Origin of the sequence: Polymorphospora sp. A560, from assembly GCF_045781765.1 — a bacterium.
GTDB classification, from domain to species: Bacteria; Actinomycetota; Actinomycetes; order Mycobacteriales; family Micromonosporaceae; genus Polymorphospora; species Polymorphospora lycopeni.
The window spans coordinates 305,180-329,872 of record NZ_CP122282.1 but is presented as its reverse complement, the minus strand read 5'-3'; the positions used below and the strand labels follow the sequence as shown (position 1 = coordinate 329,872).

The following is a 24,693-nucleotide window of genomic DNA, read 5'->3' as shown; positions in this document are numbered from 1 at the left end:
GGCCAATACGATAGGCCACCAAGCCACTACCGACCGCCCCCGTCCACATCGGAGTGCGGGCCACGGATACCGACGCACGGGAGGCCATCGCGGTGACCATGACCGTCGCGGGCGGCGGGCCCGTCCGCACACCCGCCGGCCGGAGGCACCGGCTGGGCGTACGCGCCGGGCAGGTGGTCGCGGTGCAGGCGGCAATCGCCTTGGCCGTCGCCGCGGCGGGGAGCGGCCCGGTGGCGCTCACCGGTGCCGTGCTGGCCGGCGCCGCACTCACCCTCGTCGCCTGGATACGGGTCGACGGCCGCTGGGCGTACGAATGGCTCCTGGTCGCCGCCCGCTACGCGACCCGGAGGCACGCCACCGGCAGCCCGCCCCGGCCGGGCGACCTGCTGGGGCTGGTCGCCCCGGGGGCCCAGGTGGTCGCCACCGACCTCGACGGCGACCGCATCGGGCTCGTCGCCGACACCGTCGGGCTCACCGCCGTCCTCGTCCTGGAGGATCCGGCATCCCTGCTCGCCGCTCCGCCCCGGCCGGTGCCCGACCTGGTGACCCTGTTGCCGCCGGCCGGCGGCGACGCCCCGCCGGTCCGGATCCAGGTGCTGGTCACCGTGTCACCGCCGGCAAGGGCCGGACCGGACGGGCCGGCGGCGTCCTACCGGCGACTCACCGGCGGCCGGGTGCCCGGCGCGGCGCGGACGGTCCTCGCGATACGGGTGCCGCGCACCGCGGGCTGGTCCGACGACGACCTGCGACGCACCCTGTCCAGCCAGATCCGCCGGCTCCGGCGGCGGCTCGCCCCGACGCCGGCCCGGCCGCTGCCCGCCGAGGCGGTGCCGCGCGTACTCGCCGAACTGGCCCACCTCGACGGCACCGCACCGGCACACGAGACCTGGCCGGCGGTGTCGACCGGCGAGCTGGTGCAGGCGACGTTCCGGCTGCGCCGCTGGCCCGCCCCGGACGAACCGGCCGCCCGCCGGCTGGTGCCCGCCCTGCTGGGCCTGCCGGTGGCGGCGACCACCGTCTCGGTCGCCACCGGGCCGCGCCCCACCGCCGGCTCCGACGCGGTCCCGGCCGAGCTTGCCGTACGGCTCGCCGCGAACTCCGCCACCGAACTGTCCACGGCGGCCCGGCTGCTGCACCAACTGCTCGCCGCCGCCGGGGCACGGGCCGACCGGCTCGACGGCGAGCAGTTGCCGGGCTTTGCCGCGACGCTGCCACTGGGCGGCTTCGGCCCGGGCCGGCCCGGTACACCGGTGGCGTCCGCCGTCCTCGCCGCCCTCGCCCCACCGGTCGGCGGCGCCGGGCTGGTGCTGGGTGCGGACCGTCACGGTGCCCCGCTGGTCGTCCGCGTCTTCCGGGCCGAACCGACCCTGGCGATGCTGGTCGGCGGGGTCACCGTGGCACAACTGATCACCCTGCGCGTGCTGGCGCTGGGCGCCCGGGTCGTCGTGCGGACCGACCGGCCCGGGACGTGGGAACCGTTCGTACGCGGGATGGGCGCCCGCGACGGGCTGCTGACGCTGGTCGCGCCGGGGCAGCCGGTCACCGGCCCACCGGCGGCACCGCTGCGCCCGGTCCTGGTCGTGGTCGACAGCGGTCCGGTCGACGCCGCGGCGGTGAACGGACCGTGGACGACCAGTCTGGTGGTCCGCGACGAGGTCGCCGCAGCGGACGCCGGCACACTGGCCGGCGCCGATCTCGTCCTGCTCCAACGGCTACCGCCGGACGGGGCAGCCCTGGTCGGATCAACGCTGGGCCTGGGTACGTCGGCGGACTGGCTGCCCCGGATCCGGGCCGACATGATCGGGGTCGTCAGCCGGAACCGGCTGCGTTGGGCACTGCTGTCCCCGACCTCGATCGAAACCGGACTGCTGTCATCGATCCCGGCCGAAGGCGGGCCGAGCCCGGCCGAAGGCGGGCCGCTGTCACCGCACCCGGTCGAGGCCGATCTGATCGGCCCGCCGGCCGGGCGGTGAACCCGCGACCTGGCGGGACCGACCGGACGCGGATCCCGACAAAGATCGACGACGTGGCACGATCCTGCGCATGTCTCTCCTGAAAGGCATCGTGATCCGGCTGGCCAGCACCGCCCTGGCCTTCTGGCTCGCCACGCTGCTGATCCCCGGCATCCATCTCTACACCGAGTCGATCGGCGAGGCGGTGGGTGCACTGCTGCTGGTCTCGGTCATCTTCGGCCTGGTCAACGCCGTCCTGCAACCGGTCATCAAGACCGTGGGCTGCGCCTTCTACCTGCTCACCCTCGGCCTCATCGCGCTCGTGGTGAACGGGTTGCTCTTCCTGTTCACCAGTTGGATCGCCGGCCAACTGGGGCTGCCGTTCCACGTCGACGGGTTCTGGCCCTCGGCCGTGCTCGGCGCGCTCCTCGTCGGCGTGGTCACCTGGGTCCTCGGGCTGATCCTGGACCGCGACTGACCTCCGACCAGCGCCGGTGATGCGACGGCCGGCGGGGACCGCGACCGGGGCCACAATCCGGTAATCGGCTCGCGCCGGCCCGCCCGGTGACGACTAGCGTCGGGGCGTGCTTACGATCACCCGGGGCGATGGTTACGAGCTTTCCGACGATCCCCGCCGGATCGACATCGACCGGGTCCACCGGTGGCTGTCCACCGAGTCCTACTGGGCCAAGGGCCGGTCCCGGGCCCTGGTCGCCCGCTCGATCATGGGATCGACGGTTTTCGCCGCCTACCGGACGACCGACGGGGCCCAGGTCGCGTTCGCCCGGGTGGTGACCGACGGCGCCACCTTCGCCTGGCTGTGCGACGTGTTCGTCGACCGCGCCGAGCGCGGGCATGGCCTCGGTACGTGGCTGGTTTCGACGGCTCGTGACGAGCTCGCCGCCCGGGGCGTACGCCGGATCCTGCTGGCCACCGCCGACGCGCACGGGGTCTACGCCAAGCTGGGTTTCGAGGCGCTGGTCGAGCCAGCCCGCTGGATGCAACTCGACCAGCGCGACCAGGGGTGACGGCAGTCACCTGCAAGGTTCAGAATCCGTTCGACCCCTTACGGTGAGGGGCATGACCGAGCGGAGCGAGGTGGGCGCATGACCGAGCGGAGCGAGGGCATCGACAAGCTCAGCCCAAGTCATGCGGCCACGAAGCGCAGCGGAGTGGACGCATGACCGAGATGCGCCGTGGCTACCTGTACGGCCTCGGGGCGTACCTGCTCTGGGGCTTCTTCCCGCTCTACATCAAGCTGTTGCGGCCGGCCGGTCCGGTGGAGATCCTGGCCCACCGGGTCGTCTGGTCGGTCCTGTTCGTCGCGCTGGTGCTGGCCGTACTCCGCAACTGGTCATTCGTGCTGCCCCTGCTGCGACGGCCGGCCGCGGTCGCCGGTGTCCTGCTCGCCGCCGCGTTGATCGCGGTCAACTGGGGCACGTACATCTACGGGGTCAACAGCGCGCGGGTCGTGGAGACGTCGCTCGGCTATTTCATCACCCCGCTGGTCGTCGTGCTGCTCGGCGTGACCGTGCTCGGTGAACGGCTGCGGGTGGCGCAGTGGGTGGCGCTCGGGCTCGGCACGGTCGCCGTGGCGGTGCTGACGTACGACTACGGCCGACTGCCGTACGTCGCACTGATCCTGGCCCTGTCGTTCGCCGCGTACAGCCTGACGAAGAAACGGCTGGCGCTGCCGGCCGCGGAGGGGATGTTCGTCGAGTCGGCGGTGCTCGCCCTGCCCGCCGTGACCTACCTGGCCTGGCTGAGCTGGCAGGGTACGGCGGCGTTCGGCCATGTCTCGGTGACCCACACGACGTTGCTGGTGCTCGCCGGTGCGGCCACCGCGATCCCGTTGCTGCTCTTCGCCGGGGCCGCCAACCGGCTGCCGCTGACCGCGCTGGGGATCCTCCAGTACATCGCGCCGATCCTCCAGTTCGCGATCGGCGTCCTGGTCTTCCACGAGCCGATGCCGCCGGCCCGGATCGGCGGGTTCGCCCTGGTGTGGTGTGCCCTGGTGCTCTTCACCTTCGACGGTCTGCGCAACGCCCGCCGTCGCCGGCAGGAGCGGGCGCGGGCCGCCGCGACCGACGAGCCGGTCGCCACGACCGCGCCACACTGACCCGACCGCGCCACACTGACCGGCCACGCCGGCACCGGCCGCGCCGGGCGGGCCGGAGCTACGGTACGTCGTACGCCAGCAGCGGCGTGCCGTCGTACCTCGTCAGCTCGATCCGGACCAGTTCCTCTGCGGAGAACCGGGTGGCCCCGGTGAACGTGACGTCGTCGCCTGGCGCCGCCTTCCACGAGCCGACCTGCTCCGACGCACCGTCCGGCCCGTACGCGACGAGCCGGAACGTGTACGCCTTCGCGTAGTCCTCGGTCTCGGCGTACGAGCACCGCATGATCACCTCGGTGCCCCAGGTCGCGCCGTTCAGGCCGATCTCGGCGGTCACCGGCACCGATCCCGCGACCGGCGCCATGGTCACCGTACGGATCTCGAAGTCGGTGCCGTCCGGCCCGACTGTGCGCAGCGAGCCGACGCCGAGGCCGACGAAGAGGGCGAGGCAGCCGGCGACGAGGGCGACGCCGGCGTACCGCCAGCGCCTGCGCAACCGGTCCCGGCGGCGCATCGTGGCGGCTCCGGCGAGCAGGTCCGTGACCTGCGGTCCGGTGGACGGCGGGCCGGCGACCCGGTCCAGGCCGGCCTGGTCGAGGCGGCCGAGCAGCCCCGGCAGTACGGCGATCTCGCCGACCGCCTCCCGGCAGGCCGGGCAGCCGGCGAGGTGGTGTTCGTAGCGCTCCCGTTCGGCGGGTGACATCGCCCCCAGCACGTACGCGCCGTCGTCGTGCGCGAACTCGCAGCTCATGTCACCACCCCGTGGGCCCGTACCGGGTGCCGCCCGCCGTGGCCGCTCACCGGGTCACTCCCATCTCTTCGAGTACCAGCCGCAACGAACGCAGTGCGTAGTGGGTGCGGGACTTGACCGTGCCCGGGGGGATGCCCAGCCGGGCGGCCGCCTCGTTCACCGAGCGCCCCTCGTAGAAGCACTCAACGAGCACTTCCCGGTGGGCCGGTGAGAGGCGGGCGAGGGCCTCGGCGACCGTCCATGCCTCGACGGCCCGGTCGGCTTCGTCGACGGTCGGTGGCGGCTCCGGCACGTCGTCGGTCACCACCTCACCGCCGCGGGCGGTTCGTCGCCGCCACGCGTCGATGGCGAGGTTGCGGGCGGTGGTGAACAGCCAGCCGCGGACCGGGCCGCGGCTGGGGTCGAGCGCCTCCGGATGCCGCCAGGCGCGCAGCAGCGTCTCCTGGACGAGGTCCTCGGCCCGCTGCCGGTCACCGCCGGTGAGTCGCAGGGCGTGCGCGAGCAGCGCGTCGGCGTGTTCATCGTGCAGCGCGCGCAGCAGTTGGGCGTCCCGGTCGGTGATCGCTCCCCCTCGGCTCGCTCGCGGAAAGGTCCTCCGTAATAGTGCACGCAAGCCCGCTACCAGCGGTTCATCGTGCGCCCGACGGTCGGGTCGGCGCGTCGACGCAGGTGTTCATCCGTGGTTCACCGAGCGGCCGGTCCCCGCTCACGGCGTGCTCCTAGCGTCCGGCACGCACGCATCCCCGTCCCGACCAGGCCCCACCCCCGACGGGATGTGTCCCGACCAGCTAGGAGGCCCATTTCCATGAGTGACCGACGCCGGCTCCTGCCGCTGCTCGGCCAGGCTGTCCACGGCAGCCGCAGCGCCATGACCTGTCTCTACCGCTGCGGAAACGCCTGTGACCACCCGGTGCCCAACGAATCGGACAACCCCTACTTCACGGATGTGGTGAACTCCGGCATGTCGCGCCGGGGCGTCGTACGGGCCAGCGCCGTCGGCGCCCTCGTGCTGGGCGTCGGTGGTGCGGCCGGTGGCGCGCTGCTGGGCGCGTCCCCGGCCGCCGCCACGCCGCCCGGGCCGGACCTGGCGGCGCTGACCCCGAGCCGGCCGAAGTCCGGCAACGGTGCGCTCACCTTCAAGCCGATCCCGCCGAACCGGCTGGACACGTTCGTCGTGCCCAACGGCTACGACCACTCGGTCGTCATCCGCTGGGGCGACCCGGTGGTGCCCGGCGCGCCCGCGTTCGACGTCAACGACCAGACGGCGGCCAAGCAGTCGGTGCAGTTCGGCTACAACAACGACTTCGTCGCGATCCTGCCGCTGCACCAGCACAACAAGCACGCCCTGCTGGTGGTCAACCACGAGTACACCAACGAGAACCTGATGTTCCCCGGGTTCACCACCTTCGACGCGATGACGCTGGAGCAGATCAGGGTCGCGATCGCGGCGCACGGCATGACCGTGATCGAGCTGGCGCGGGTCGAGCAGACCGGCGAGTGGGAGGTGGCGACCAAGGGCAAGCGGCCGTACAACCGGCGACTGACGGCGCTGGAGACGCCCTTCGCCTTCACCGGCCCGGCGGCCGGCTCCGACCTGCTCAAGACGGCGGCGGACCCGAAGGGCCGGACCGCGATCGGCACGCTGAACAACTGTGCCGGTGGCGTCACCCCGTGGGGCACCGTGCTCTCCGGCGAGGAGAACTTCAACCAGTACTTCGTCGGTGGCGACGGGGTGGCCGACGAGGTCAAGCCGAAGCTGGCCCGGTACGGCATCAGCACCACCGCCCGCTACCCGAGCGACAGCCGCAAGTGGGACCGGGTCGACGAGCGCTTCGACCTGACCCGGCACCCGAACGAGGCCAACCGCTTCGGCTGGATCGTCGAGGTCGACCCGTACGACCTCAAGGGTGGTCAGCGCAAGCACACGGCGCTGGGCCGGTTCAAGCACGAGGGCGCGAACGTCATCGTGGCCAAGAACGGCCACGTGGTCGCGTACATGGGTGACGACGAGCGGTTCGACTACCTCTACAAGTTCGTGTCGGACAAGAAGTTCATCGACGACAACTCGACGGTGGCGCGTAAGCACAACCTGACCCTGCTGGAGTCGGGCACGCTCTACGTGGCGAAGCTGGACTCCACCAGCGCCGACGAGATCGACGGCTCGGGCACGCTGCCGTCGGACGGGGCCTTCAACGGCACCGGTACGTGGATCAAGCTGGTCCGGGGCAACACGTCGTACGTGCCGGGGATGACCGCGGCCGAGGTGCTGACCTTCACCCGGCTCGCCGGTGACGCGGTCGGCGCGACCAAGATGGACCGGCCGGAGGACGTGGAGCCGAGCCTGCTGACCGGCAAGATCTACGTGGCGCTGACCAACAACACCAACCGGGGTGTGGGCAGCAACCCGAAGGCCGACGAGGCGAACCCGCGCAACGCCAACCGGCACGGCCACATCGTGGAGATGGTGGAGGACCGCGGCGACAACACGTCGGAGACCTTCACCTGGTCGATCCCGATCGTCTGCGGCGACCCGGCCGACCCGTCGACCTACTTCGCCGGGTACGACAAGTCGAAGGTGTCGCCGATCTCCTGCCCGGACAACGTGGCGTTCGACGGCGCCGGCAACCTCTGGATCTCGACCGACGGCAACGCGCTGGGCAGCAACGACGGCCTCTTCGCCACGGCGATCGAGGGCCCGGAGCGGGGTCACCTCAAGCAGTTCCTGACCGTGCCGCTCGGCGCGGAGACCTGCGGCCCGTTCATCACCACCGACAACCAGTCGGTGTTCGTGGCCGTCCAGCACCCGGGTGAGATCTCCGGCGCCTCGCTGGAGGAGCCGGCGTCGAACTGGCCGGACGGCGACTTCGCCAAGCCGGGCGTGGTGGTCACCTGGCGGCTCGACGGGGGCCCGATCGGTAGCTGACCACGCATTCCACGGCGCCCCGTACACCGCCGGTGTGCGGGGCGCCGTGCTGCGTCAGGTGTCGCTGTTGATGGCGTCGGCGATCGACCGGGCGGCGGCCAGCAGGCGGGTCCGGACCACCCGCGCGGAGGTCATCATCTCCGCGGCCGGCAGCGCGCAGGCGAGCACCACGCGGCGTTCCATGTCCTTGTCGGGGGTGACCAGCACCGCCGCGCAGGCGACGCCCTGGCGGAACTGCCCCATCTCCAACTGCATGCCCCGACGGTCACCGGCCGCGAGGTCGGCCTCGATCGCGTCGACCGCGACCAGGGTGTTGGGCGTGAACGGTCGCATGCCGTACTCACGGAGGTAGCGGAACCGCTGGTCGACGCTGAGGGTGGCGAGCAGGGCCTTGCCGAGCGCGGTCGCGTGCGCCCCCTCGTCGAACCCGGGCACCAGGTCTTCGAGGTACGGCGACCGGGCACCCTCGGCACCGGCGGTGATCGCCACCTGACCGCCGACGAACCGACCGAGGTAGTGGCTGTAGCCACTGTCGAGGGCGGTGCGCCGCAGCACCTCGCCGACGGTCGCCGGTCCGCGGAAGGCGGTCACCAGCTCGCGGTAACGGTCGGCGACTTCGAGGCCGACGATGTAGGTGCCGTCCTCACGCCTGATCACATAGCCCTCGTAGGCGAGCGTGCGCACCAGGTGGTAGGTGGTGGCCACGGTCAGCTCGCAGCGCCTCGCGATCTGTTTGACGGTCAGGCCCTTGGGGGCACGCCCGACCGCCTCCAGCACACGCAGCGCACGCGAGACGCTACGAATCAGATCTGACGGTTCTGCCAGGGGGTCGCGCACAACCACCTCCGCTAGCCAAGGAGTTACACCATATGAAAAAGACCAGTCCTGCGGAATGCCCATTCGGATCGAGCAACCCGGATGTAAAGAGACTTTAGGTAGTGCATCCGATACGTACGGTTCGTACGGCCGACATGCCGAGCCCGCTTCCCCGCCTCAGGATTCATCCAACGCGCCGCACGAGGCCGCACCCACGTACCGCAAGATCGGGCAAGCGGCCGAGTCACGGCGCCGAAAATCGGCCCGCGACGACCCGTTCCGCGACTCTCACACGGACCACATAAAGCCACTGTGAGCTGCGAGTTTCCGACCTACAGGAAGCGTGTCGACGCCGACGCGGCACCGCTTCGGCACACCCCCGGACAATGGCGCGGCCGGCCATACAGAGATCCCCGGCCGAGCACATGGGCCGTACGGCCAGCGAATCGGCCAGGCCATCGCTCATGCCATTGGCCCCATTTGCCCGTTCAATCGTCACACGAATGAAGAGACGATTTTCCTGGGCATCCGACAGTTCCGCGCCGACCGGCTGATCGCCGGACGAGATCACGAAAACCTAGCTGGTGCGATCAGCGATGAAATCGCAGAGCGATTCGAGTGCCCGGCGCGGCGAACCGTCGGGCAACGCCATCAGCCGGGTCCGCGCCTCCTCGGCGTACGTCCGCACCGTCTCCCGCGCCCGCTTGAGCGCCGGCGACTCGCGCAGCAGCCCCAGCGCCTCGGCGTGCAGGTCGTCGTCGGTCACCGCACCGGCGCTGAGAATCTCGCGCAGCCGCACCGAGGCGGCGTCACGGTCGTCGGAGCCCAACGCGTAGAGCACCGGCAGCGTCGGCACGCCCTCCCGCAGGTCGGTGCCGGGGGTCTTACCCGACTGGGCGGACTCCGACGCGATGTCGAGCAGGTCGTCGGAGAGCTGGAACGCGACCCCGATCGTCTCGCCGTAGCCGGCCAGAGCCTCGACGTATGCCGGCTGCGCGGTGCCGAACATCCCGCCGAACCGCGCGGACGTCGCGATCAACGAGCCGGTCTTCTCCGCGATCACGTGCAGGTGGTGGGCCACCGGGTCGACGCCGTCCCGCGGACCGGTGGTCTCGGCGATCTGCCCGTGCACCAGCCGGGCGAAGGTGTGCGCCTGGAGCTGGACGGCCTCGGTGCCCAGCCCGGCCGCGATGGCCGACGCCCGGGCGAAGAGGTAGTCACCGACCAGGATGGCGACCGAGTTGGTCCACCGGGAGTTCGCGCTGGGCGCGCCCCGGCGCACGGACGCCTCGTCCATCACGTCGTCGTGGTAGAGCGTCGCCAGGTGGGTCAGCTCCATCACCAGCGCCGCCGGCACCACCAGCGGGGCGTCGGGGTCACCGAAATGCGCCCCGAGCGACACCAGCAGCGGGCGGAAGCGCTTGCCGCCGGCCTCGACGAGGTGACTGGCAGCCTCCGTGACGAACGGATCGGCGCTCTCGACACTGGCCCGCAACTCGGACTCGACCGTCGCCAACGTACGGAGGACCGAAGCCTCGACCACCGGGTCGGCGAAGTCGACCCCGATCGAGGTCAGCGCCCCGCCGCCGGCCGTGCCCGATCGTCCGCCAACCGTCCTCACCACGCCCCCAACGATGCCACATGCATCGAGTTGGGCCTGGTGCGGGGCTGCTGGCTGCGACGATCGGGCCGGAACGGCGTCATTGCACGAATTCGGCGGCGCTGTTGGTCAGGTCGAGCAACGGTGCCGGCGCGATGCCGAGCACCAGGGTCGCGACCACGCCGATCATCAACGCGGCGGCGGTGAACGCACCGGGGATCGACACGGTCGGCGTCGACTCGCCCGGCTCGGACAGCCACATCATCACCACGACCCGCAGGTAGGGGAACGCGAGGATCATGCTGGTCAGCACCCCCGCGATCACCAGCCAGCTCTGGCCGCCGTCGAGGGCCGCCCCGAACACCGCGAACTTGCTGGTGAAGCCGCTGGTGAGCGGGATACCGGCGAAGGCCAGCAGGATGAACGTGAACGCACCGGCGAGCAGCGGCGAACGCCGGCCGAGCCCCGCCCAGCGGGACAGGTGGGTCGCCTCCCCGTCGGCGTCGCGGACCAGGGTCAGCAGGCCGAACGCGGCGATGACCGTGAAGCCGTACGCGACCAGGTAGAACATCGTGCTCGACAGCCCGTCCTTCGACAGCGCGAGCACCCCGACCAGCAGGTAACCGGCGTTGGCCACCGACGAGTAGGCGAGCAGCCGCTTGAGGTCGGTCTGGGTCACCGCGAGCACCGCGCCGACCAGCATGGTCAGGATCGCGATCGCGCCCAGAACCGGGGTGTAGTCCCAGGAGATCCCTTCGAGCGCCACGTACAGCACCCGCAGCAGACCACCGAAGGCCGCGACCTTGGTGCAGGCGGCCATGAACGCGGTGATCGAGGTCGGGGCGCCCTGGTAGACGTCCGGCGTCCACACGTGGAACGGGGCGGCGGCGGCCTTGAACAGCAGGCCGATGGCGACCATCGCGACACCGGCGAAGAGCAGCACCGGGCTCGCGGTCGAACTGCTCACCGCGGCGTGCACGGTGGCGAAGTCGACGCCGCCCGACGTGCCGTCCGGACCGGTGGCCACACCGGCGGTGAAGCCGTAGATCAGCGCGATGCCGAACAGGAAGAACCCGGAGGCGTACGCGCCGAGCATGAAGTACTTGAGCGCGGCCTCCTGGCTGAGCAGCCGCCGCCGGCGGGCGAGCGCACACAGCAGGTAGAGCGGCAGCGAGAAGACCTCGAGCGCGATGAACATCGTCAGCAGGTCGTTCGCGGCGACGAAGACCATCATGCCGGCGATGGCGAACAGCGCCAGCGGGTAGACCTCGGTGGCCCCACCCTCCCGGGCGGCCTGGCGGCGGTCGGCCTCCGAGCCGGCGGGGATCGCCGCCTGGGCGACGAACGGGCCGCCTTGGTCCAGCGAGCGCTCGGCCATCAACAGCAGCGCCATCAGCGCGAGGATGATGATCGCGCCCTGCAGGAACAGGGTCGGCCCGTCGATGGCCAGCGCCCCGCCCGCGGTGACGGTACGGGTGTCGAAGCCGACGATCACCATGACCAGCGCGCCGACGAGCGCGAGCAGCCCGACCCCGAACTGCACCCGGTGCCGGTGCTTACGCGGGAGGAACGCCTCGAGCAGCACGCTGAGGCACGCACCCGCGAACAGGACCAGGATCGGTGCGATCGCTCCATAGTCGATATCTGGGAGCTTGAGCTGATTCACCGGTCACACCTTTCGTTCGCGACTGCGGTGCTCCGCTTCGCTGCGCTCCTCGCGCTCACCGGAGTCGACCTTTCGTTCGCGACTGCGGGGCTCCGCTTCGCTGCACTCCTCGCGCTCACCGGCCGGCCTCCTGAACAGTGGCCACCGTCGGCGCCGGGTCGGTCTTGCCGACATCCTGCATCGTCGCCTGGATGGCGGGGTTGATGACGTCGGTGACCGGCTTCGGGTAGAAGCCGAGCAGCAGCAGGAGAAGGATCAGAGGCGTCACGACGACCTTCTCCCGCAGGTTCAGGTCACGGCGCATCCCCTCCACCCCGGACAGTGCCGGATTGAGGGTGCCCTGCGTCGTTCGTTGCACCATCCACAGCACGTACGCGGCGGCGAGGATGATGCCGGCCGTGGCGATGATGGCGACCGGCTTGTTGACCGTGAACGTGCCGATCAACACCAGGAACTCCGACACGAACGGTGCGGTGCCGGGCAGCGCCAGCGAGGCCAGACCGGCGAAGAACAGCACCCCGGCAAGCACCGGCACCAGTTTGCCCGCGCCGCCGAAGTCGCTGACCAGCGCCGACCCGCGCCGGGCGACCAGCATGCCGACGACCAGGAAGAGCAGGCCGGTGGCGAGGCCGTGGTTGACCATGTAGAGCACCGCGCCGGTGCCGGCCTGGGTGGTGAACGCGAAGATGCCGACCCCGATGAAGCCGAAGTGGGCGATCGACGTGTAGGAGACCAGCCGCTTGAGGTCGTTCTGCCCGATCGCGAGCAGTGCCGCGTAGATGATGCCGATCACCGCGAGGGTCAGGGCGTACGGCGCGAACCACTTCGACGCCTCGGGGAACAGCGGCAGGCAGTAGCGCAGGATGCCGAAGGTGCCGACCTTGTCGAGCACGCCGACGAGCAGCGCGGCGGCACCGGCCGGGGCGGCGCCACCGGCGTCCGGCAGCCAGGTGTGGAACGGGAAGAACGGTGCCTTGATCGCGAACGCGATGAAGAAGCCGAGGAACAGCCACCGTTCGGTGCCGGTCGTCATGTCGATCTGGGTCAGGCTCTCCCAGTCGAAGGTGCGCCCGCCGACCACCCACAGGCCGATCACCGCGGCGAGCATGAAGAGGCCGCCGACCAGCGAGTAGAGGAAGAACTTCACCGCCGCGTACTGCCGCTGGTGCCCACCGAAGCTGCCGATGAGGAAGTACATCGGCACCAGCATGACCTCGAAGAACACGTAGAACAGGAAGACGTCGGCGGCGGCGAAGACGCCGATCATCGTGCACTCGAGCAGGAGCAGCAGCGCGAAGTAGACCGGCACCGACCGCTTCGACTTGTCGGCGTCGTGCCAGCTCGCCAGGATCACCAGCGGCACGAGCAGGGCGATCAGCGCGAGCATCACCAGCGCGATGCCGTCGGCGGCGAAGGTGAAGTTGACGCCCCAGTTGGGGATCCAGGCGTACGACTCCCGGAACTGGAGCCGGTCGCCGCCCACCTCGAACGACACCCACATGAACACGGCGAGCACGAGCACGGCCAGCGACCAGCCGAGGGCCACCCGCTTGGCGAGCTCCGGCCGGCTGCGTGGCATGAGCGCCACCACCAGGGCGCCGACCAGCGGCGCCGCTGTCAGCACCGAGAGGAAGGGGAAGTCAGCGGACATTATTCGGCCTTACCTCCGTTGTGAACGCAAGGTCCGCCGACACTGGCGGGCTGTACCTGGTACGTCACGCCAACCACCCCAACTGCAGCGCGAGGAACGCCGCGACGACGACCACGGCGCCGGCGAGCATCGACATCGCGTACGACCGAACGAAGCCGGTCTGGAGCCGGCGCAGGCGGCCCGATCCGCCGCCGATGGCGGCGGCGAGGCCGTTGACCGCACCGTCGATGCCCTTGTTGTCGAAGTAGACCAGGGCACGGGTGAGGAAGATGCCCGGCTTCTCGAAGACGACCTCGTTGAAGGCGTCGGCGTAGAGGTTGCGGCGGGCGGCGCTGACCAGCGGGCCGGCAGGCTGCTCCTGCAGGGCGGTGCCGTTGCGGAAGAGCATCCACGCCAGGCCGACACCGAGCACCGTGACCACGAGGGACAGGATGTTGATGACGGCGTGCGAGAGCACTCCGTGCGACTCGCCGTGGTCGCTGCCGAGGACCGGGGTCAGCCAGTCCGGCACCGACGACGCGAGGAGCGCACCGGCACCGACCGAGCCGACGGCGAGCAGCACCAGCGGGACCGTCATGACCGGCGGGGACTCGTGCGGGTGCTCGATCTCGTCGGTCCAGCGCTTCGGCCCGTGAAAGGTGAGCACGAACAGGCGGGTCATGTAGAAGGCGGTGAGGCCGGCACCGAGCAGCGCGGCGCCGCCGAAGAGCCAGGATGTCCAGTCGCCGCGGTCGAACGCCGCCGCGATGATCGGCTCCTTGGAGAAGTAGCCGGACAGCGGCGGGAGGCCGATGATCGCCAGCCAGGCCAGCCCGAAGGTCGCCCAGGTGATCTTCATGTACTTCCACAGCCCGCCGAAGCGCCGGATGTCGGTCTGGTCGTGCATCCCGTGCATGACCGAGCCGGCACCGAGGAAGAGGCCGGCCTTGAAGAAGCCGTGCGCGAGCAGGTGGATGATCGCCAGCGCGTACGCCGCGCCGCCGAGCCCGACACCGAGGAACATGTAGCCGATCTGGGAGACCGTCGACCAGGCCAGGACCCGCTTGATGTCGTCCTTGGCGCAGCCGATGATGCAGCCGATCAGCAGGGTGAGCGCACCGATGCTGACCACCACCGTCTGGAGGGTGGTGTTGGCCGAGAAGATCGGGTTCGAGCGGGCGATCAGGTAGACGCCGGCGGTGACCATGGTGGCGGCGTGGATGAGCGCCGACACCGGGGTCGGGCCCTCCATCGCGTCCGGGAGCCAGGCCTGGAGCGGGAACTGGCCGGACTTTCCGGTCGCGCCGAGCAGGAGCAGCAGGCCCATCACCAGGACGGTGCCGGCGGCCAGGGCGCTGACGCCGTTGAAGACCTCGTCGTACTGGGTGGTGCCGAGGGTGGCGAACATGATGAAGATGGCGATGGCCAGACCGGCGTCACCGACCCGGTTCATCAGGAACGCCTTCTTGCCGGCGGTGGCCGCCGACGGCCGGTCGTACCAGAACGAGATCAGCAGGTACGACGCGACACCGACGCCTTCCCAACCGACGTACAGCATCACGTAGTTGTTGCCGAGCACCAGCAGCAGCATCGCGGCGACGAAGAGGTTGAAGAAGGCGAAGAACCGCCGCCGTCCCTCGTCGTGCGACATGTACCCGACCGCGTAGATGTGGATCAGGAAGCCGACGCCGGTGATCAGCAGTACGAACACCGCGGACAGCGGGTCGAAGAGCAGACCGAAGTCGACGTTGAAGCTGCCGACCGCGATGAAGTCCCACAGGCTCAGCTCGACCGACTTGTTGTCCAGGCCGCGGAGCTGGAAGAAATAGGTCAGCCCCAGCACGAAGGCGGCGCCGACGCTCGCCACACCGAGCCAATGCCCCCACCGGTCGGCCCGGCGGCCGAGCAGCAGGAGGATCGCCGCGCTCGCCAGCGGGATGGCCACCAGCAGCCACACGCTGCTCAACAGCCCCGTGGCTTGGGCGTACTCCACAGTCTCGTCCACTCGAGGGCCCCTTTAGTACTTCAGCAGGTTCGCGTCGTCGACGCTCGCCGAGCGTCGGGTACGGAAGATCGACATGATGATGGCCAACCCGACCACGACCTCGGCGGCGGCGACCACCATCACGAAGAACGCCATGATCTGGCCGTTGAGGTCGCCGTTGATCCGGCTGAACGTGACCAGGCTCAGATTGGCGGCGTTGAGCATGAGCTCGACACACATGAACAGGACGATGGCGTTGCGCCGGATCAGCACCCCCACCGCGCCGATGGTGAACAGCACCGCCGACAGGATCAGGTAGTGGTTCGGCGAGACGTCGAAGAAGCTCACTTCTCGGTCCCCTTCGGTGCGGTTTCGGAGGAGCTCAGCTCGCGCACCGGCAGGATCCGCGGGATGCTCCGCTCGCTGAGCGTCCCGTCGGGCAGCCGGGCCGGGGTGGTGACCGACGACGACGTGGCGAAGACACCGGGACCGGGCTTCGGGCCCGGGTCGTTGCCGGGGGCGAAGCGGGCCTTCATCCGCTCGACCTGGGTGAGCCGCTCGCCCTTGCGCCGCTCGATGTGCGCCAGCACCATCGCGCCGACCGTCGCGACGATCAACAGCCCGCCGGAAAGTTCGAAGACGACGACGTAGTCGGTGAAGAGCAGGGCGGCGATGCCCTGTACGTTGCCGTTCGCGTTCGCCTCGTCGAGGCCGACCGCCTGCACGCTGCCGAGTCCGCGGGCGAGGCCGGCACCGACGAGCGCGGCGAACCCGATGCCGAGCCCGACCGCGGCCAGCCGCTGCCCGCGCAGCGTCTCGATCAGCGAGTCGGACGAGTCCCGGCCGACGAGCATCAGCACGAAGAGGAACAGCATCATGATCGCGCCGGTGTAGACGATGATCTGCACCATGCCGATGAACGGCCCGGACTGGATGACGTAGAACGCACCCAGGCAGAGCATGGTGACGACCAGCCACAGCGCCGAGTGGACGGCGTTGCGGGCCAGCACCATGCCGAATGCCCCGACCAGCGCCAGCGGTGCCAGCACCCAGAACGCGATCTGCTCACCGGTGGACACTCCGCCGGACGCCGCGAGCACCACCTGTGCGCTCGTCATTTGACCTCTCCAGTCGCTCCGGACCCGTCGACCGTGCCCGACTCCGACCAGGGCGCCCGTTCGGCGCCCGCCGAGGTGCCGGGGTTGGTCAGCGCGCCGACGTAGTAGTCCTTCTCCGAGTCGCCGAGACGCATCGGGTGCGGCGGCTGCTCCATGCCGGGCAGGAGCGGCGCCAGGAGCTGTTCCTTGGTGAAGATCAGATCCTGGCGCGAGTCGCGCGCCAACTCGTATTCGTTGCTCATCGTCAGCGACCGGGTCGGGCACGCCTCGATGCACAGCCCGCAGAAGATGCAGCGGGCGTAGTTGATCTGGTAGATGCTGGCGTAGCGCTCACCCGGCGAGAAGCGCTGCTCCTCGGTGTTGTCGCCGCCCTCGACGTAGATCGCGTCGGCCGGGCAGGCCCAGGCGCACAGCTCGCAGCCGATGCACTTCTCCAGCCCGTCCGGGTGCCGGTTGAGGATGTGCCGGCCGTGGTAGCGCGGTGCCGAGACCGGCGGCTTGAACGGGTAGTCGGTGGTGATGACCTTCCGGAACATGTGGGAGAAGGTCACCCCGAAGCCCTTGATGGATCCGAAGGCCATCTCACACCTCCTTGTCGGCCGGGCCGTTGGGGCTGGACTGGTCGGTGGCGCCCGGTCCGGTTTCGCCGGTGGCCGCGGTGTCGCCGCGGGCGCCGGTCAGCGCGGGCTGCCGCTCGGCGACGTCGCGCCGGGCCCGCGGGCTCGGCGGGACCTGTAGATCCATCGGCGGCAACGGGAAGCTGCCCTTGGGGCGGGCGGCGATCTGTTCCTCGAGCGAGACGGTGGGTTCCTTCTTGCCGGACGGCCAGAGCAGCGCCAGCAGCAGCACGACCACGACAACGCTGCCGATGATCAGGTACTGGGCGGGGCCACCCTCCTGCCTCTGCAAGATCTTGATGCCGGCCAGAGCGAAGATCCAGAGCAGGCTGACCGGGATCAGGATCTTCCAGCCGAAGCGCATGAACTGGTCGTAGCGCAGCCGGGGCAGCGTGGCCCGCAGCCAGATGAAGCCGAAGAGCAGGAGCAGCACCTTGCCGAGGAACCACAGCATCGGCCACCAGCCGGAGTTGGCACCCTCCCAGAAGCTGATCGGCCACGGGGCCCGCCAGCCACCGAGGAACAGCGTGGTGCACAGCGCCGACACCGTGATCATGTTGATGTACTCGGCGAGGAAGAACATCGCGAACTTGAACGACGAGTATTCGGTGTGGAAGCCGCCGACCAGCTCGGACTCGGCCTCGGGCAGGTCGAACGGGGCCCGGTTGGTCTCACCGACCGCCGAGATGGCGTAGATGACGAAGCTCGGCGCGAGCAGTACGGCGTACCAGCCGGGCGCGGTCACCTCGAGGCCGAACAGGTTGATCGGGTTGCCGTGCTCCTGCGCCCGGATGATCTCGGAGGTCGACATCGTGCCGGCGGTCATGAAGACCGCGACGATGGACAGCCCCATCGCCACCTCGTACGAGATCACCTGAGCGGTCGACCGGAGGCCGCCGAGCAGCGGGTAGGTCGAGCCGGACGCCCAACCGGCGAGCACGATGCCGTAGACGCCGATGGAGGCGCAGGCGAGCACCAGCAGGACCGAGACGGGCGTGTCGGTCAGCTGGAGCGGGGTCCGCTGGCCGAAGATCGACACCATCGGGCCGAAGGGAATGACGGCGAACGCGGTGAACGCGCAGGTGGCCGAGATCACCGGCGCGAGGAAGTAGACGACCTTGTCGGCCGTCTTCGGGATGATCTCTTCCTTGAACGGCAGCTTCAGGCCGTCGGTGAGCGACTGGAACCAGCCGTTCGGCCCGACCTGGTTGGGGCCCGGCCGGACCGCCATCCGGGCCACGACCTTGCGCTCGTAGTTGATCGTGAAGAGGGTCAGCAGGAGCAGCATCACGAACACTGCGACGATCTTGAGCAGGACGAGCCACCAGACGTCCTTGCCGAAGTCTTCGAGTGTCGGACTCTGCGCCAGATAGGTGGTGATCACTGAACGGCTCCCTCAGTGCTCTGCTGCGCCAGGAGAGGTCCGCCGGCGCCGGCGGAGACCCGTACGACCGCGCCCGACGCCGCGCCGAGGCTGCGCCGTACGGTCGCGCCGGGCGAGTTGGTCGGCAGCCAGACCACACCGTCCGGCATCTCGGTGATCTCGGCCGGCAGGGTCAGCGCGCCACGGTCGGTGCCGACCGTGACCGCGTCGCCGTCGGCGACCCCGAGCGCCTCGGCGACCGCCTTGCCGATCCGGACCACCGGCACCCGGGCCGTACCGGCCAGCACCTCGTCGCCGTCGAGCAGGCTGCCCAGGTCGACCAGGTGGTGCCAGGTGGCGAGCACGGCCTCGCCGGCGCCGACCGCCGGCAGCGCGGCCGGGGCGACGGTCGGTACCTCGGCCGGGGCGGTCGAGGTGGCCGGCAGGGAACCCAGCTCCCGGCGGACGCTGTTGACATCGCCGGTTCCCAGCGTCACGTCGAGCTGGGCGGCGAGCGCGTCGAGCACCCGGGCGTCGGTCATCGCCGCGGTGTTGAGGACCGCCTCGAAGGTGCGCAGCCGGCCTTCCCAGTCGACGAAGCTGCCGGCCTTCTCGACCACCGGCGCGACCGGGAACACCACGTCGGCGCGGCGGCTGACCGCGCTCTTGCGCAGCTCCAGGCTGACCAGGAACGGCACCTTGTCGAGGGCTTCCTCGGCCAGCCGCGGGTCGGCCAGGTCGGCGGGGTCGACCCCGGCGACGAGGAGCGCGCCGAGTTCGCCCGCGGCCGCGGCGGCGACGATCCCGTCGGTGTCGCGGCCGGGCCGGCTGGGCAGGACGCCGGCGGCGAGGTCCCAGAGACCGGCCAGCTCCGAACGGGCGGCCGGGTCGGCGACCGGGCGGGCGCCGGGCAGCAGGTTGGGCAGGCAGCCGGCGTCGACCGCGCCCCGGTCCCCGGCGCGACGCGGCACCCAGGCCAGCTTCGCCCCGGTACGGGCCGCCAGCGCGGCGGCGGCCGACAACCCGCCGGGTACGGTGGCGAGCCGCTCACCGACCAGCAGCACGGCACCCTCGTGGCGCAGCGCGTCGGCGACCTTCGGGTCCTCGGCCAGCAGCCGCGCCTCGTCGCCCGGAACCGTGGCGGTGACCGTCGCGCCGATCTTCGCCAGCCCGCGGGTGACGTACGGCGCCAGCGCGTGCACCAGCAGCTTGCGCTTGGTGTACGCCTTGCGCAGCCGCAGGAAGAGAATCGGGCACTCCTCCTCCGGCTCCAGCCCGACGATCACGACCGCCGGCGCCTTCTCGACGTCGGCATACGTGACGGCGTTGGTGCCGACCACCGAGGAGGCGAGGAACTCGGTCTCCTCGGCCGACAGCGGCCGGGCCCGGAAGTCGATGTCGTTGGTGTTGAGCGCGATCCGGGCGAACTTGGCGTAGGCGTACGCGTCCTCGACGGTCAGCCGGCCACCGGTCAGCACGCCGACCCCCCGGCCACCGTCGCGGGCGGCACGCAGCCCCTCGGCGGCGACCGCGAACGCCTCGCTCCACGCCGCCTCGCGCAGTTCGCCGGTCTTGGCGTCCCGGACGAGCGGGGTGGTGAGCCGGTCGAAGGCGTTGGCGTACTGGAAGCCCCACCGACCCTTGTCGCAGTTCCACTCCTCGTTCACCGCCGCGTCGTCACCGGCGAGCCGGCGCAGCACCTTGCCGCGCCGCCAGTCGGTGCGCTGGGCGCAGCCGGCGGAGCAGTGCTCGCACACGCTCGGCGTCGAGACCAGGTCGAACGGGCGGGCCCGGAAGCGGTACTGGGCTCCGGTCAGCGCGCCGACCGGGCAGATCTGCACGGTGTTGCCGGAGAAGTACGAGTTGAACGGCACGTCGCCGGACTCGTCGTCCGTGGGCTCGGCGCCGTAGTAGTCGTCCCGGTAGACGTTGATCTCCTCGGCCGAGGAGCGGCCCATCAGGTCGATGAACTTGTCGCCCGCGATCTCCTCGGAGAAGCGGGTGCAGCGCTGGCAGAGCACACACCGCTCGCGGTCGAGCAGGACCTGCGACGAGATGTTGATCGGCTTCTCGTACTCGCGCTTGTGCTCGTGGAACCGCGACTCTGTGCGTCCGGTCGACATCGCCTGGTTCTGCAGCGGGCACTCGCCGCCCTTGTCGCACATCGGGCAGTCGAGCGGGTGGTTGACCAGGAGCAGCTCCATGATCCCCTCCTGTGCCTTCTTGGCGACCGGAGAGGTGAGCTGGGTACGGACGACCATGCCCTCGGCGACCGTCTGGGTGCAGGAGGCGACCGGCTTGCGCTGGCCCTCCACGTCGACCAGACACTGCCGGCAGGCCCCGGCGGGAGCCAGCAGCGGGTGGTCGCAGAACCGTGGGATCTCGATGCCCATCTGCTCGGCGACCCGGATGAGCAGCGCACCCTTGGGGGCCGTCACCTCGATGCCGTCGATGGTGAGCGTGACGGTGTCCGCGGCCTTGGCTACGTCAGTCATTAGTGCGCTCCGACCAGAGTCTTCTCGGACAACCTCGGCGCCCGGCGGCCTTCGATGTAGTCGAGGTAGTCCTGCTTGAAGTACTGCAGCGACGAGGTCACCGAGCTGGTGGCGCCGTCACCGAGACCGCAGAAGGAGCGGCCCAGGATGTTGTCGCAGGTGTCGAGCAGGGTGTCCAGGTCTTCGTGGGTGCCCTGGCCGGCCAGGATCCGGCGGTAGACCCGCACCATCCAGTAGTTGCCCTCGCGGCACGGGGTGCACTTGCCGCACGACTCGTGGTGGTAGAACTCCAGCCACCGGTACGTCGCGTAGACCGGGCAGTCCTGGTCGGAGAAGATCTGCGTCGCCGTCGTGCCGAGGATCGAGCCGGCGGCGGACACCCCCTCGAAGTCGAGGGGCACGTCGAGGTGGTCCGCGGTGAGCAGCGGGGTGGAGGAGCCACCCGGCGTCCAGAACCGCAGGTTGTGCCCGGGCTGCATGCCGCCGGCCAGCTCGATCAGCTCGCGCAGCGTGATGCCCATCGAGCACTCGTACTGGCCGGGGTTGGCGATCCGGCCGGACAGCGAGTAGATCATCGGGCCGGACGACTTCTCGGTGCCCATCGACTTCCACCAGGCACTGCCGCCGAGCACGATGTACGGCACGCTGGCGATGGTGCCGACGTTGTTGACCACCGTCGGGCTGGCGTAGAGGCCGTGGGTCGCCGGGAAGGGCGGGCGCAGCCGGGGCTGGCCACGGAAGCCCTCCAGCGAGTCGAGGAGCGCGGTCTCCTCGCCGCAGATGTACGCGCCGGCGCCGCTGTGCACGACCAGTTCCAGGTCGAAGCCGGAGCCGAGGATGTTGCGGCCGAGGTAGCCCGCCTTGTGCGCCTCGGCGACCGCGTGGCGCAGCCGGCGGGCGGCGTGCACCGCCTCGCCGCGGATGTAGATGTAGGCGCGGTTGGCCCGGATCGCGTACGAGGCGATGATGACGCCCTCGATCAGCGAGTGCGGGTCGTGGGTCATCAGGGGCAGGTCCTTGCAGGTGCCCGGCTCGCCCTCGTCGGCGTTGACCACGAGGTAGTGCGGCTTGCCGTCGTTCTGCGGGATGAAGCCCCACTTCAGACCGGTCGGGAAGCCGGCGCCGCCGCGGCCGCGCAGCCCCGAGTCCTTGATCAGTTGGATCAGGTCGTCCGGGTCGGCCTTGATCGCCTTGCGCAGCGCGGCGTACCCGTCGAGCCGCTCGTAGACGTCGAGCCGCCAGGCGTCCGGCGACAGCCAGCGCTTGGTCAGGACCGGGGTCAGCTTCTCCAGCGTCTCCCGCCGAGGCGTGGTCACTTCTCGGCCTCCGCTTCCTTCGATCCCTCGAGATTGGCCTGCCGGGCTCCGCCGTCGTCGCCGGCCGGCTTGGCGTCGCTGGCCGGCTTGTTGCTGGCGACACCGGCCGCCTCGGCTGCCTTCGCGTCCCCGGGCGCCGGCGGGGTGCCGTCGACCGGGGGCGTCGTGCCCGGCGCGTCGGGAACCGGCGTCGCGGCGTCCGGCGACCGGGTCTCGGCCGTACGCACCTGGGGCGACTTGCCGTCGGGCGCCTTCACGTCCGGGGCGGTGGTGGCGGTCGCGGCGGCGGGCCGGGTGGTCGGGGGCGCCGGCTTGTCGCCGGCGTCCTTGCTCCGGATCGGCGTGTTCGGGTCGAAGTCGCGGACCGCGATGCCGTGCTCCTGGGCCAGCCGCAGACCGCGCAGCGTCGCGTCGCCGGCCGGGCCGTCGGCGACCGCACCCTCGCGGGTGTCGGCGAAGCCGGCGAGCTGGAGCGACATCTCCTTGAGCGTGCAGAGCCGCGCACCCCGGGTCGGCATCGGCTGCTTGCCGGCCCGCAGTTCCTCGACGATGCCGGTGGCGACGTCGGGGTCGACCTTGTCGAAGAAGTCGTAGTTGACGGTCATGACCGGCCCGTAGTCGCAGGCGGCGAGGCACTCCGCGTGCTCCAGGGTGATGGTGCCGTCGGCGGTGGTCTGGTCGTGCCCGACCTCGAGCAGTTCGCTGAGGGTGTCGAAGACCTTCTGGCCACCGAGCACGTCGCACATGGTGTTGGTGCAGACGCTCACCAGGTAGTCGCCGGTCGGCCGGCGCTTGTACATGGTGTAGAACGTCGCCACCGCGCCGACCTGCGCCTTGTTGATGCCGAGCACCTCGGCACAGAACTCGACGCCGGCCGGGGAGACGTAGCCCTCCTCGGACTGCACCAGGTGCAGCAGCGGCAGCAGTGCGGAGCGGGACCGGTCGGCCGGGTAGCGGCTGATGATCTCAGCGGCCCGGGCCCGGGTCTGCTCGTCGAACGGCACACTCATCGGTCACACCCACCCATCACCGGGTCCAGCGAAGCGCCGCCCGCGATCACGTCGGCCAGCAGTGCGCCCTCGGACATGGCCGGGATCGCCTGGAGGTTGACGAAGCTCGGCTCCCGGAAGTGCACCCGGTAGGGCCGGGTGCCTCCGTCGGAGACGGCATGTGCTCCCAGCTCACCGCGGGGCCCTTCGATCGGGACGTAGACCTGTCCGGGCGGCACCCGGAAGCCCTCCGTCACCAGCTTGAAGTGGTGGATCAGCGACTCCATCGACTGACCCATGATCTTGGCGACGTGCTCCAGCGAGTTGCCCATGCCGTCGACGCCGATCGCGAGCTGCGCCGGCCAGGCGATCTTCTTGTCGGCGACCATGATCGGGCCCGGCCGGAGCCGGTCGACCGCCTGCCGAATGATCTTCATCGACTCGCGGGTCTCGGCCAGCCGTACCTGGTAGCGGCCCCACACGTCGGCGCTGGTCGCGGTCGGGACGTTGAAGTCGTACGTCTCGTAGCCGCAGTACGGCATCGTCTTGCGCAGGTCCCAGGCCAGGCCCGCGGAGCGCAGCACCGGACCGGTGACACCCATCGCGAGGCAACCGGTCACGTCGAGGACGCCGACGTTCTGGGTGCGTCCCTTCCAGATGACGTTGTCGCTCAGCATCGCCTCGTATTCGGCGAGGCGCTTGGGCAGGTAGTCGAGCAACTCGTCGATCTTCTTGATCGCCTCGTCCGGCACGTCCTGGGCGACGCCGCCCGGCCGTACGTAGGCCATGTTCATCCGCAGGCCGGAGCAGAGCTCGAAGATGTCCAGGACGTACTCGCGCTCGCGGAAGCCGTAGAGCATCAGCGAGATCGCACCCAGCTCCATGCCGGTCGTGGCGAACCAGACCATGTGCGAGGAGATCCGGTTGAGCTCCATCATCAGCACGCGGATGGTGGTGGCCCGCTCGGTGATCTGCTCCTCGATGCCGAGCAGCTTCTCCACCGCCAGCGAGTACGCGGTCTCGTTGAAGATCGGGGCCAGGTAGTCCATCCGGGTCACGAAGGTCGTGCCCTGCACCCAGTTGCGGTATTCGAGGTTCTTCTCGATACCGGTGTGCAGGTAGCCGACGATCGGCCGAACCTCGGTGACCGTCTCGCCCTCCAGCTCCAGCACCAGCCGGAGCACGCCGTGCGTCGACGGGTGCTGGGGACCCAGGTTGACCACGATCCGCTCGTCGCTGAGCGGGTCGACGCCCTCGACGACGGTGTCCCAGTCGCCGCCGGTGACGTTGAACACCTTGCCCTCGGTGGTCTCCCGCTCGGTCGCGTAACCGGGAGTGCTCATACCGCCACCTCGTT

General features: G+C 70.3%; 20 protein-coding genes. 5 read left to right on the top strand and 15 right to left on the bottom strand.

What is annotated here, in order from left to right; translation table 11 throughout:
* Positions 1–98 precede the first annotated feature (98 nt).
* From eccE to rarD, 4 genes are all read left to right on the top strand, one after another.
* Complete coding sequence (eccE, locus tag QCD66_RS01550) at positions 99–1,973, top strand: type VII secretion protein EccE (RefSeq protein WP_375733925.1); 1,875 nt, start codon at positions 99–101, stop codon at positions 1,971–1,973.
* Between the two features lie 70 nt (positions 1,974–2,043).
* Complete coding sequence (locus tag QCD66_RS01545) at positions 2,044–2,430, top strand: phage holin family protein (protein WP_357538167.1); 387 nt, start codon at positions 2,044–2,046, stop codon at positions 2,428–2,430.
* 106 nt (positions 2,431–2,536) lie between these two features.
* Positions 2,537–2,980, top strand: coding sequence for a GNAT family N-acetyltransferase (locus tag QCD66_RS01540; RefSeq protein WP_375733915.1), 444 nt, complete (start codon positions 2,537–2,539; stop codon positions 2,978–2,980).
* A gap of 152 nt (positions 2,981–3,132) precedes the next feature.
* Positions 3,133–4,071 carry an EamA family transporter RarD gene (gene rarD, locus QCD66_RS01535; RefSeq protein WP_364214709.1) on the top strand — a complete coding sequence of 313 codons (939 nt, stop codon included), beginning with the start codon at positions 3,133–3,135 and terminating at the stop codon, positions 4,069–4,071.
* 58 nt (positions 4,072–4,129) lie between these two features.
* Here the strand turns inward: rarD and QCD66_RS01530 are convergent, their stop codons facing one another.
* Both QCD66_RS01530 and QCD66_RS01525 read right to left on the bottom strand, forming a co-directional pair.
* Positions 4,130–4,819, bottom strand: coding sequence for a zf-HC2 domain-containing protein (locus QCD66_RS01530; protein ID WP_364214712.1), 690 nt, complete (start codon positions 4,817–4,819; stop codon positions 4,130–4,132).
* A 46-nt stretch (positions 4,820–4,865) separates the two neighbouring features.
* A complete protein-coding gene (locus tag QCD66_RS01525; RefSeq protein ID WP_364214952.1) occupies positions 4,866–5,381 on the bottom strand; it encodes a sigma-70 family RNA polymerase sigma factor in 516 nt (171 codons plus the stop codon).
* A 243-nt stretch (positions 5,382–5,624) separates the two neighbouring features.
* Between QCD66_RS01525 and QCD66_RS01520 the strand changes: the two genes are divergently transcribed.
* Positions 5,625–7,742 (top strand): PhoX family phosphatase, encoded by a 2,118-nt coding sequence (locus tag QCD66_RS01520; RefSeq protein ID WP_364214715.1) that lies wholly within the window; start codon positions 5,625–5,627, stop codon positions 7,740–7,742.
* Between the two features lie 54 nt (positions 7,743–7,796).
* Here the strand turns inward: QCD66_RS01520 and QCD66_RS01515 are convergent, their stop codons facing one another.
* The 13 genes from QCD66_RS01515 to QCD66_RS01455 form a co-directional block, all read right to left on the bottom strand.
* Positions 7,797–8,579 (bottom strand): helix-turn-helix domain-containing protein, encoded by a 783-nt coding sequence (locus QCD66_RS01515; RefSeq protein ID WP_357540695.1) that lies wholly within the window; start codon positions 8,577–8,579, stop codon positions 7,797–7,799.
* Positions 8,580–9,135: 556 nt separating this feature from the next.
* Entirely contained in the window at positions 9,136–10,194 is a 1,059-nt protein-coding gene (locus tag QCD66_RS01510) for a polyprenyl synthetase family protein (protein ID WP_375733924.1), read from the bottom strand.
* A 64-nt stretch (positions 10,195–10,258) separates the two neighbouring features.
* Positions 10,259–11,824, bottom strand: a complete 1,566-nt coding sequence (gene nuoN / locus QCD66_RS01505; protein WP_375733914.1) for an NADH-quinone oxidoreductase subunit NuoN — start codon at positions 11,822–11,824, stop codon at positions 10,259–10,261.
* A gap of 115 nt (positions 11,825–11,939) precedes the next feature.
* Positions 11,940–13,475, bottom strand: coding sequence for an NADH-quinone oxidoreductase subunit M (locus QCD66_RS01500; protein ID WP_364214722.1), 1,536 nt, complete (start codon positions 13,473–13,475; stop codon positions 11,940–11,942).
* A 64-nt stretch (positions 13,476–13,539) separates the two neighbouring features.
* Positions 13,540–15,459, bottom strand: a complete 1,920-nt coding sequence (gene nuoL, locus QCD66_RS01495) for an NADH-quinone oxidoreductase subunit L (protein ID WP_375733913.1) — start codon at positions 15,457–15,459, stop codon at positions 13,540–13,542.
* A 12-nt stretch (positions 15,460–15,471) separates the two neighbouring features.
* Positions 15,472–15,786, bottom strand: a complete 315-nt coding sequence (nuoK, locus tag QCD66_RS01490; protein WP_212824468.1) for an NADH-quinone oxidoreductase subunit NuoK — start codon at positions 15,784–15,786, stop codon at positions 15,472–15,474.
* Positions 15,783–16,556, bottom strand: a complete 774-nt coding sequence (locus QCD66_RS01485) for an NADH-quinone oxidoreductase subunit J (RefSeq protein ID WP_375733912.1) — start codon at positions 16,554–16,556, stop codon at positions 15,783–15,785. Before QCD66_RS01485 ends, nuoK begins: the two co-directional genes overlap by 4 nt.
* Entirely contained in the window at positions 16,553–17,137 is a 585-nt protein-coding gene (gene nuoI / locus QCD66_RS01480) for an NADH-quinone oxidoreductase subunit NuoI (RefSeq protein ID WP_357516493.1), read from the bottom strand. Before nuoI ends, QCD66_RS01485 begins: the two co-directional genes overlap by 4 nt.
* A gap of 1 nt (position 17,138) precedes the next feature.
* Positions 17,139–18,557, bottom strand: a complete 1,419-nt coding sequence (nuoH, locus tag QCD66_RS01475) for an NADH-quinone oxidoreductase subunit NuoH (protein ID WP_375733911.1) — start codon at positions 18,555–18,557, stop codon at positions 17,139–17,141.
* Positions 18,554–21,031, bottom strand: a complete 2,478-nt coding sequence (locus QCD66_RS01470) for an NADH-quinone oxidoreductase subunit G (RefSeq protein ID WP_375733910.1) — start codon at positions 21,029–21,031, stop codon at positions 18,554–18,556. Before QCD66_RS01470 ends, nuoH begins: the two co-directional genes overlap by 4 nt.
* On the bottom strand, positions 21,031–22,347 hold the full coding sequence (gene nuoF, locus QCD66_RS01465) for an NADH-quinone oxidoreductase subunit NuoF (RefSeq protein WP_357540681.1): 1,317 nt from the start codon (positions 22,345–22,347) through the stop codon (positions 21,031–21,033). The genes QCD66_RS01470 and nuoF overlap by 1 nt, the downstream gene beginning before the upstream one ends.
* Positions 22,344–23,357 carry an NADH-quinone oxidoreductase subunit NuoE gene (gene nuoE / locus QCD66_RS01460; RefSeq protein ID WP_364214743.1) on the bottom strand — a complete coding sequence of 338 codons (1,014 nt, stop codon included), beginning with the start codon at positions 23,355–23,357 and terminating at the stop codon, positions 22,344–22,346. The genes nuoF and nuoE overlap by 4 nt, the downstream gene beginning before the upstream one ends.
* A complete protein-coding gene (locus QCD66_RS01455; RefSeq protein ID WP_357516503.1) occupies positions 23,354–24,679 on the bottom strand; it encodes an NADH-quinone oxidoreductase subunit D in 1,326 nt (441 codons plus the stop codon). The genes nuoE and QCD66_RS01455 overlap by 4 nt, the downstream gene beginning before the upstream one ends.
* Positions 24,680–24,693: the final 14 nt, after the last annotated feature.

Bases quoted from the DNA above. Each gene is read 5' to 3' on its own strand.
- nuoI (WP_357516493.1), bottom strand. From the start codon at position 17,137: ATGGCCTTCGGATCCATCAAGGGCTTCGGGGTGACCTTCTCCCACATG.
- QCD66_RS01455 (WP_357516503.1), bottom strand. From the start codon at position 24,679: ATGAGCACTCCCGGTTACGCGACCGAGCGGGAGACCACCGAGGGCAAG.
- QCD66_RS01500 (WP_364214722.1), bottom strand. From the start codon at position 13,475: ATGTCCGCTGACTTCCCCTTCCTCTCGGTGCTGACAGCGGCGCCGCTG.
- QCD66_RS01520 (WP_364214715.1), top strand. From the start codon at position 5,625: ATGAGTGACCGACGCCGGCTCCTGCCGCTGCTCGGCCAGGCTGTCCAC.
- QCD66_RS01470 (WP_375733910.1), bottom strand. From the start codon at position 21,031: ATGACTGACGTAGCCAAGGCCGCGGACACCGTCACGCTCACCATCGAC.
- nuoE (WP_364214743.1), bottom strand. From the start codon at position 23,357: ATGAGTGTGCCGTTCGACGAGCAGACCCGGGCCCGGGCCGCTGAGATC.
- QCD66_RS01545 (WP_357538167.1), top strand. From the start codon at position 2,044: ATGTCTCTCCTGAAAGGCATCGTGATCCGGCTGGCCAGCACCGCCCTG.
- eccE (WP_375733925.1), top strand. From the start codon at position 99: ATGACCGTCGCGGGCGGCGGGCCCGTCCGCACACCCGCCGGCCGGAGG.
- rarD (WP_364214709.1), top strand. From the start codon at position 3,133: ATGACCGAGATGCGCCGTGGCTACCTGTACGGCCTCGGGGCGTACCTG.
- QCD66_RS01530 (WP_364214712.1), bottom strand. From the start codon at position 4,819: ATGAGCTGCGAGTTCGCGCACGACGACGGCGCGTACGTGCTGGGGGCG.
- QCD66_RS01485 (WP_375733912.1), bottom strand. From the start codon at position 16,556: ATGACGAGCGCACAGGTGGTGCTCGCGGCGTCCGGCGGAGTGTCCACC.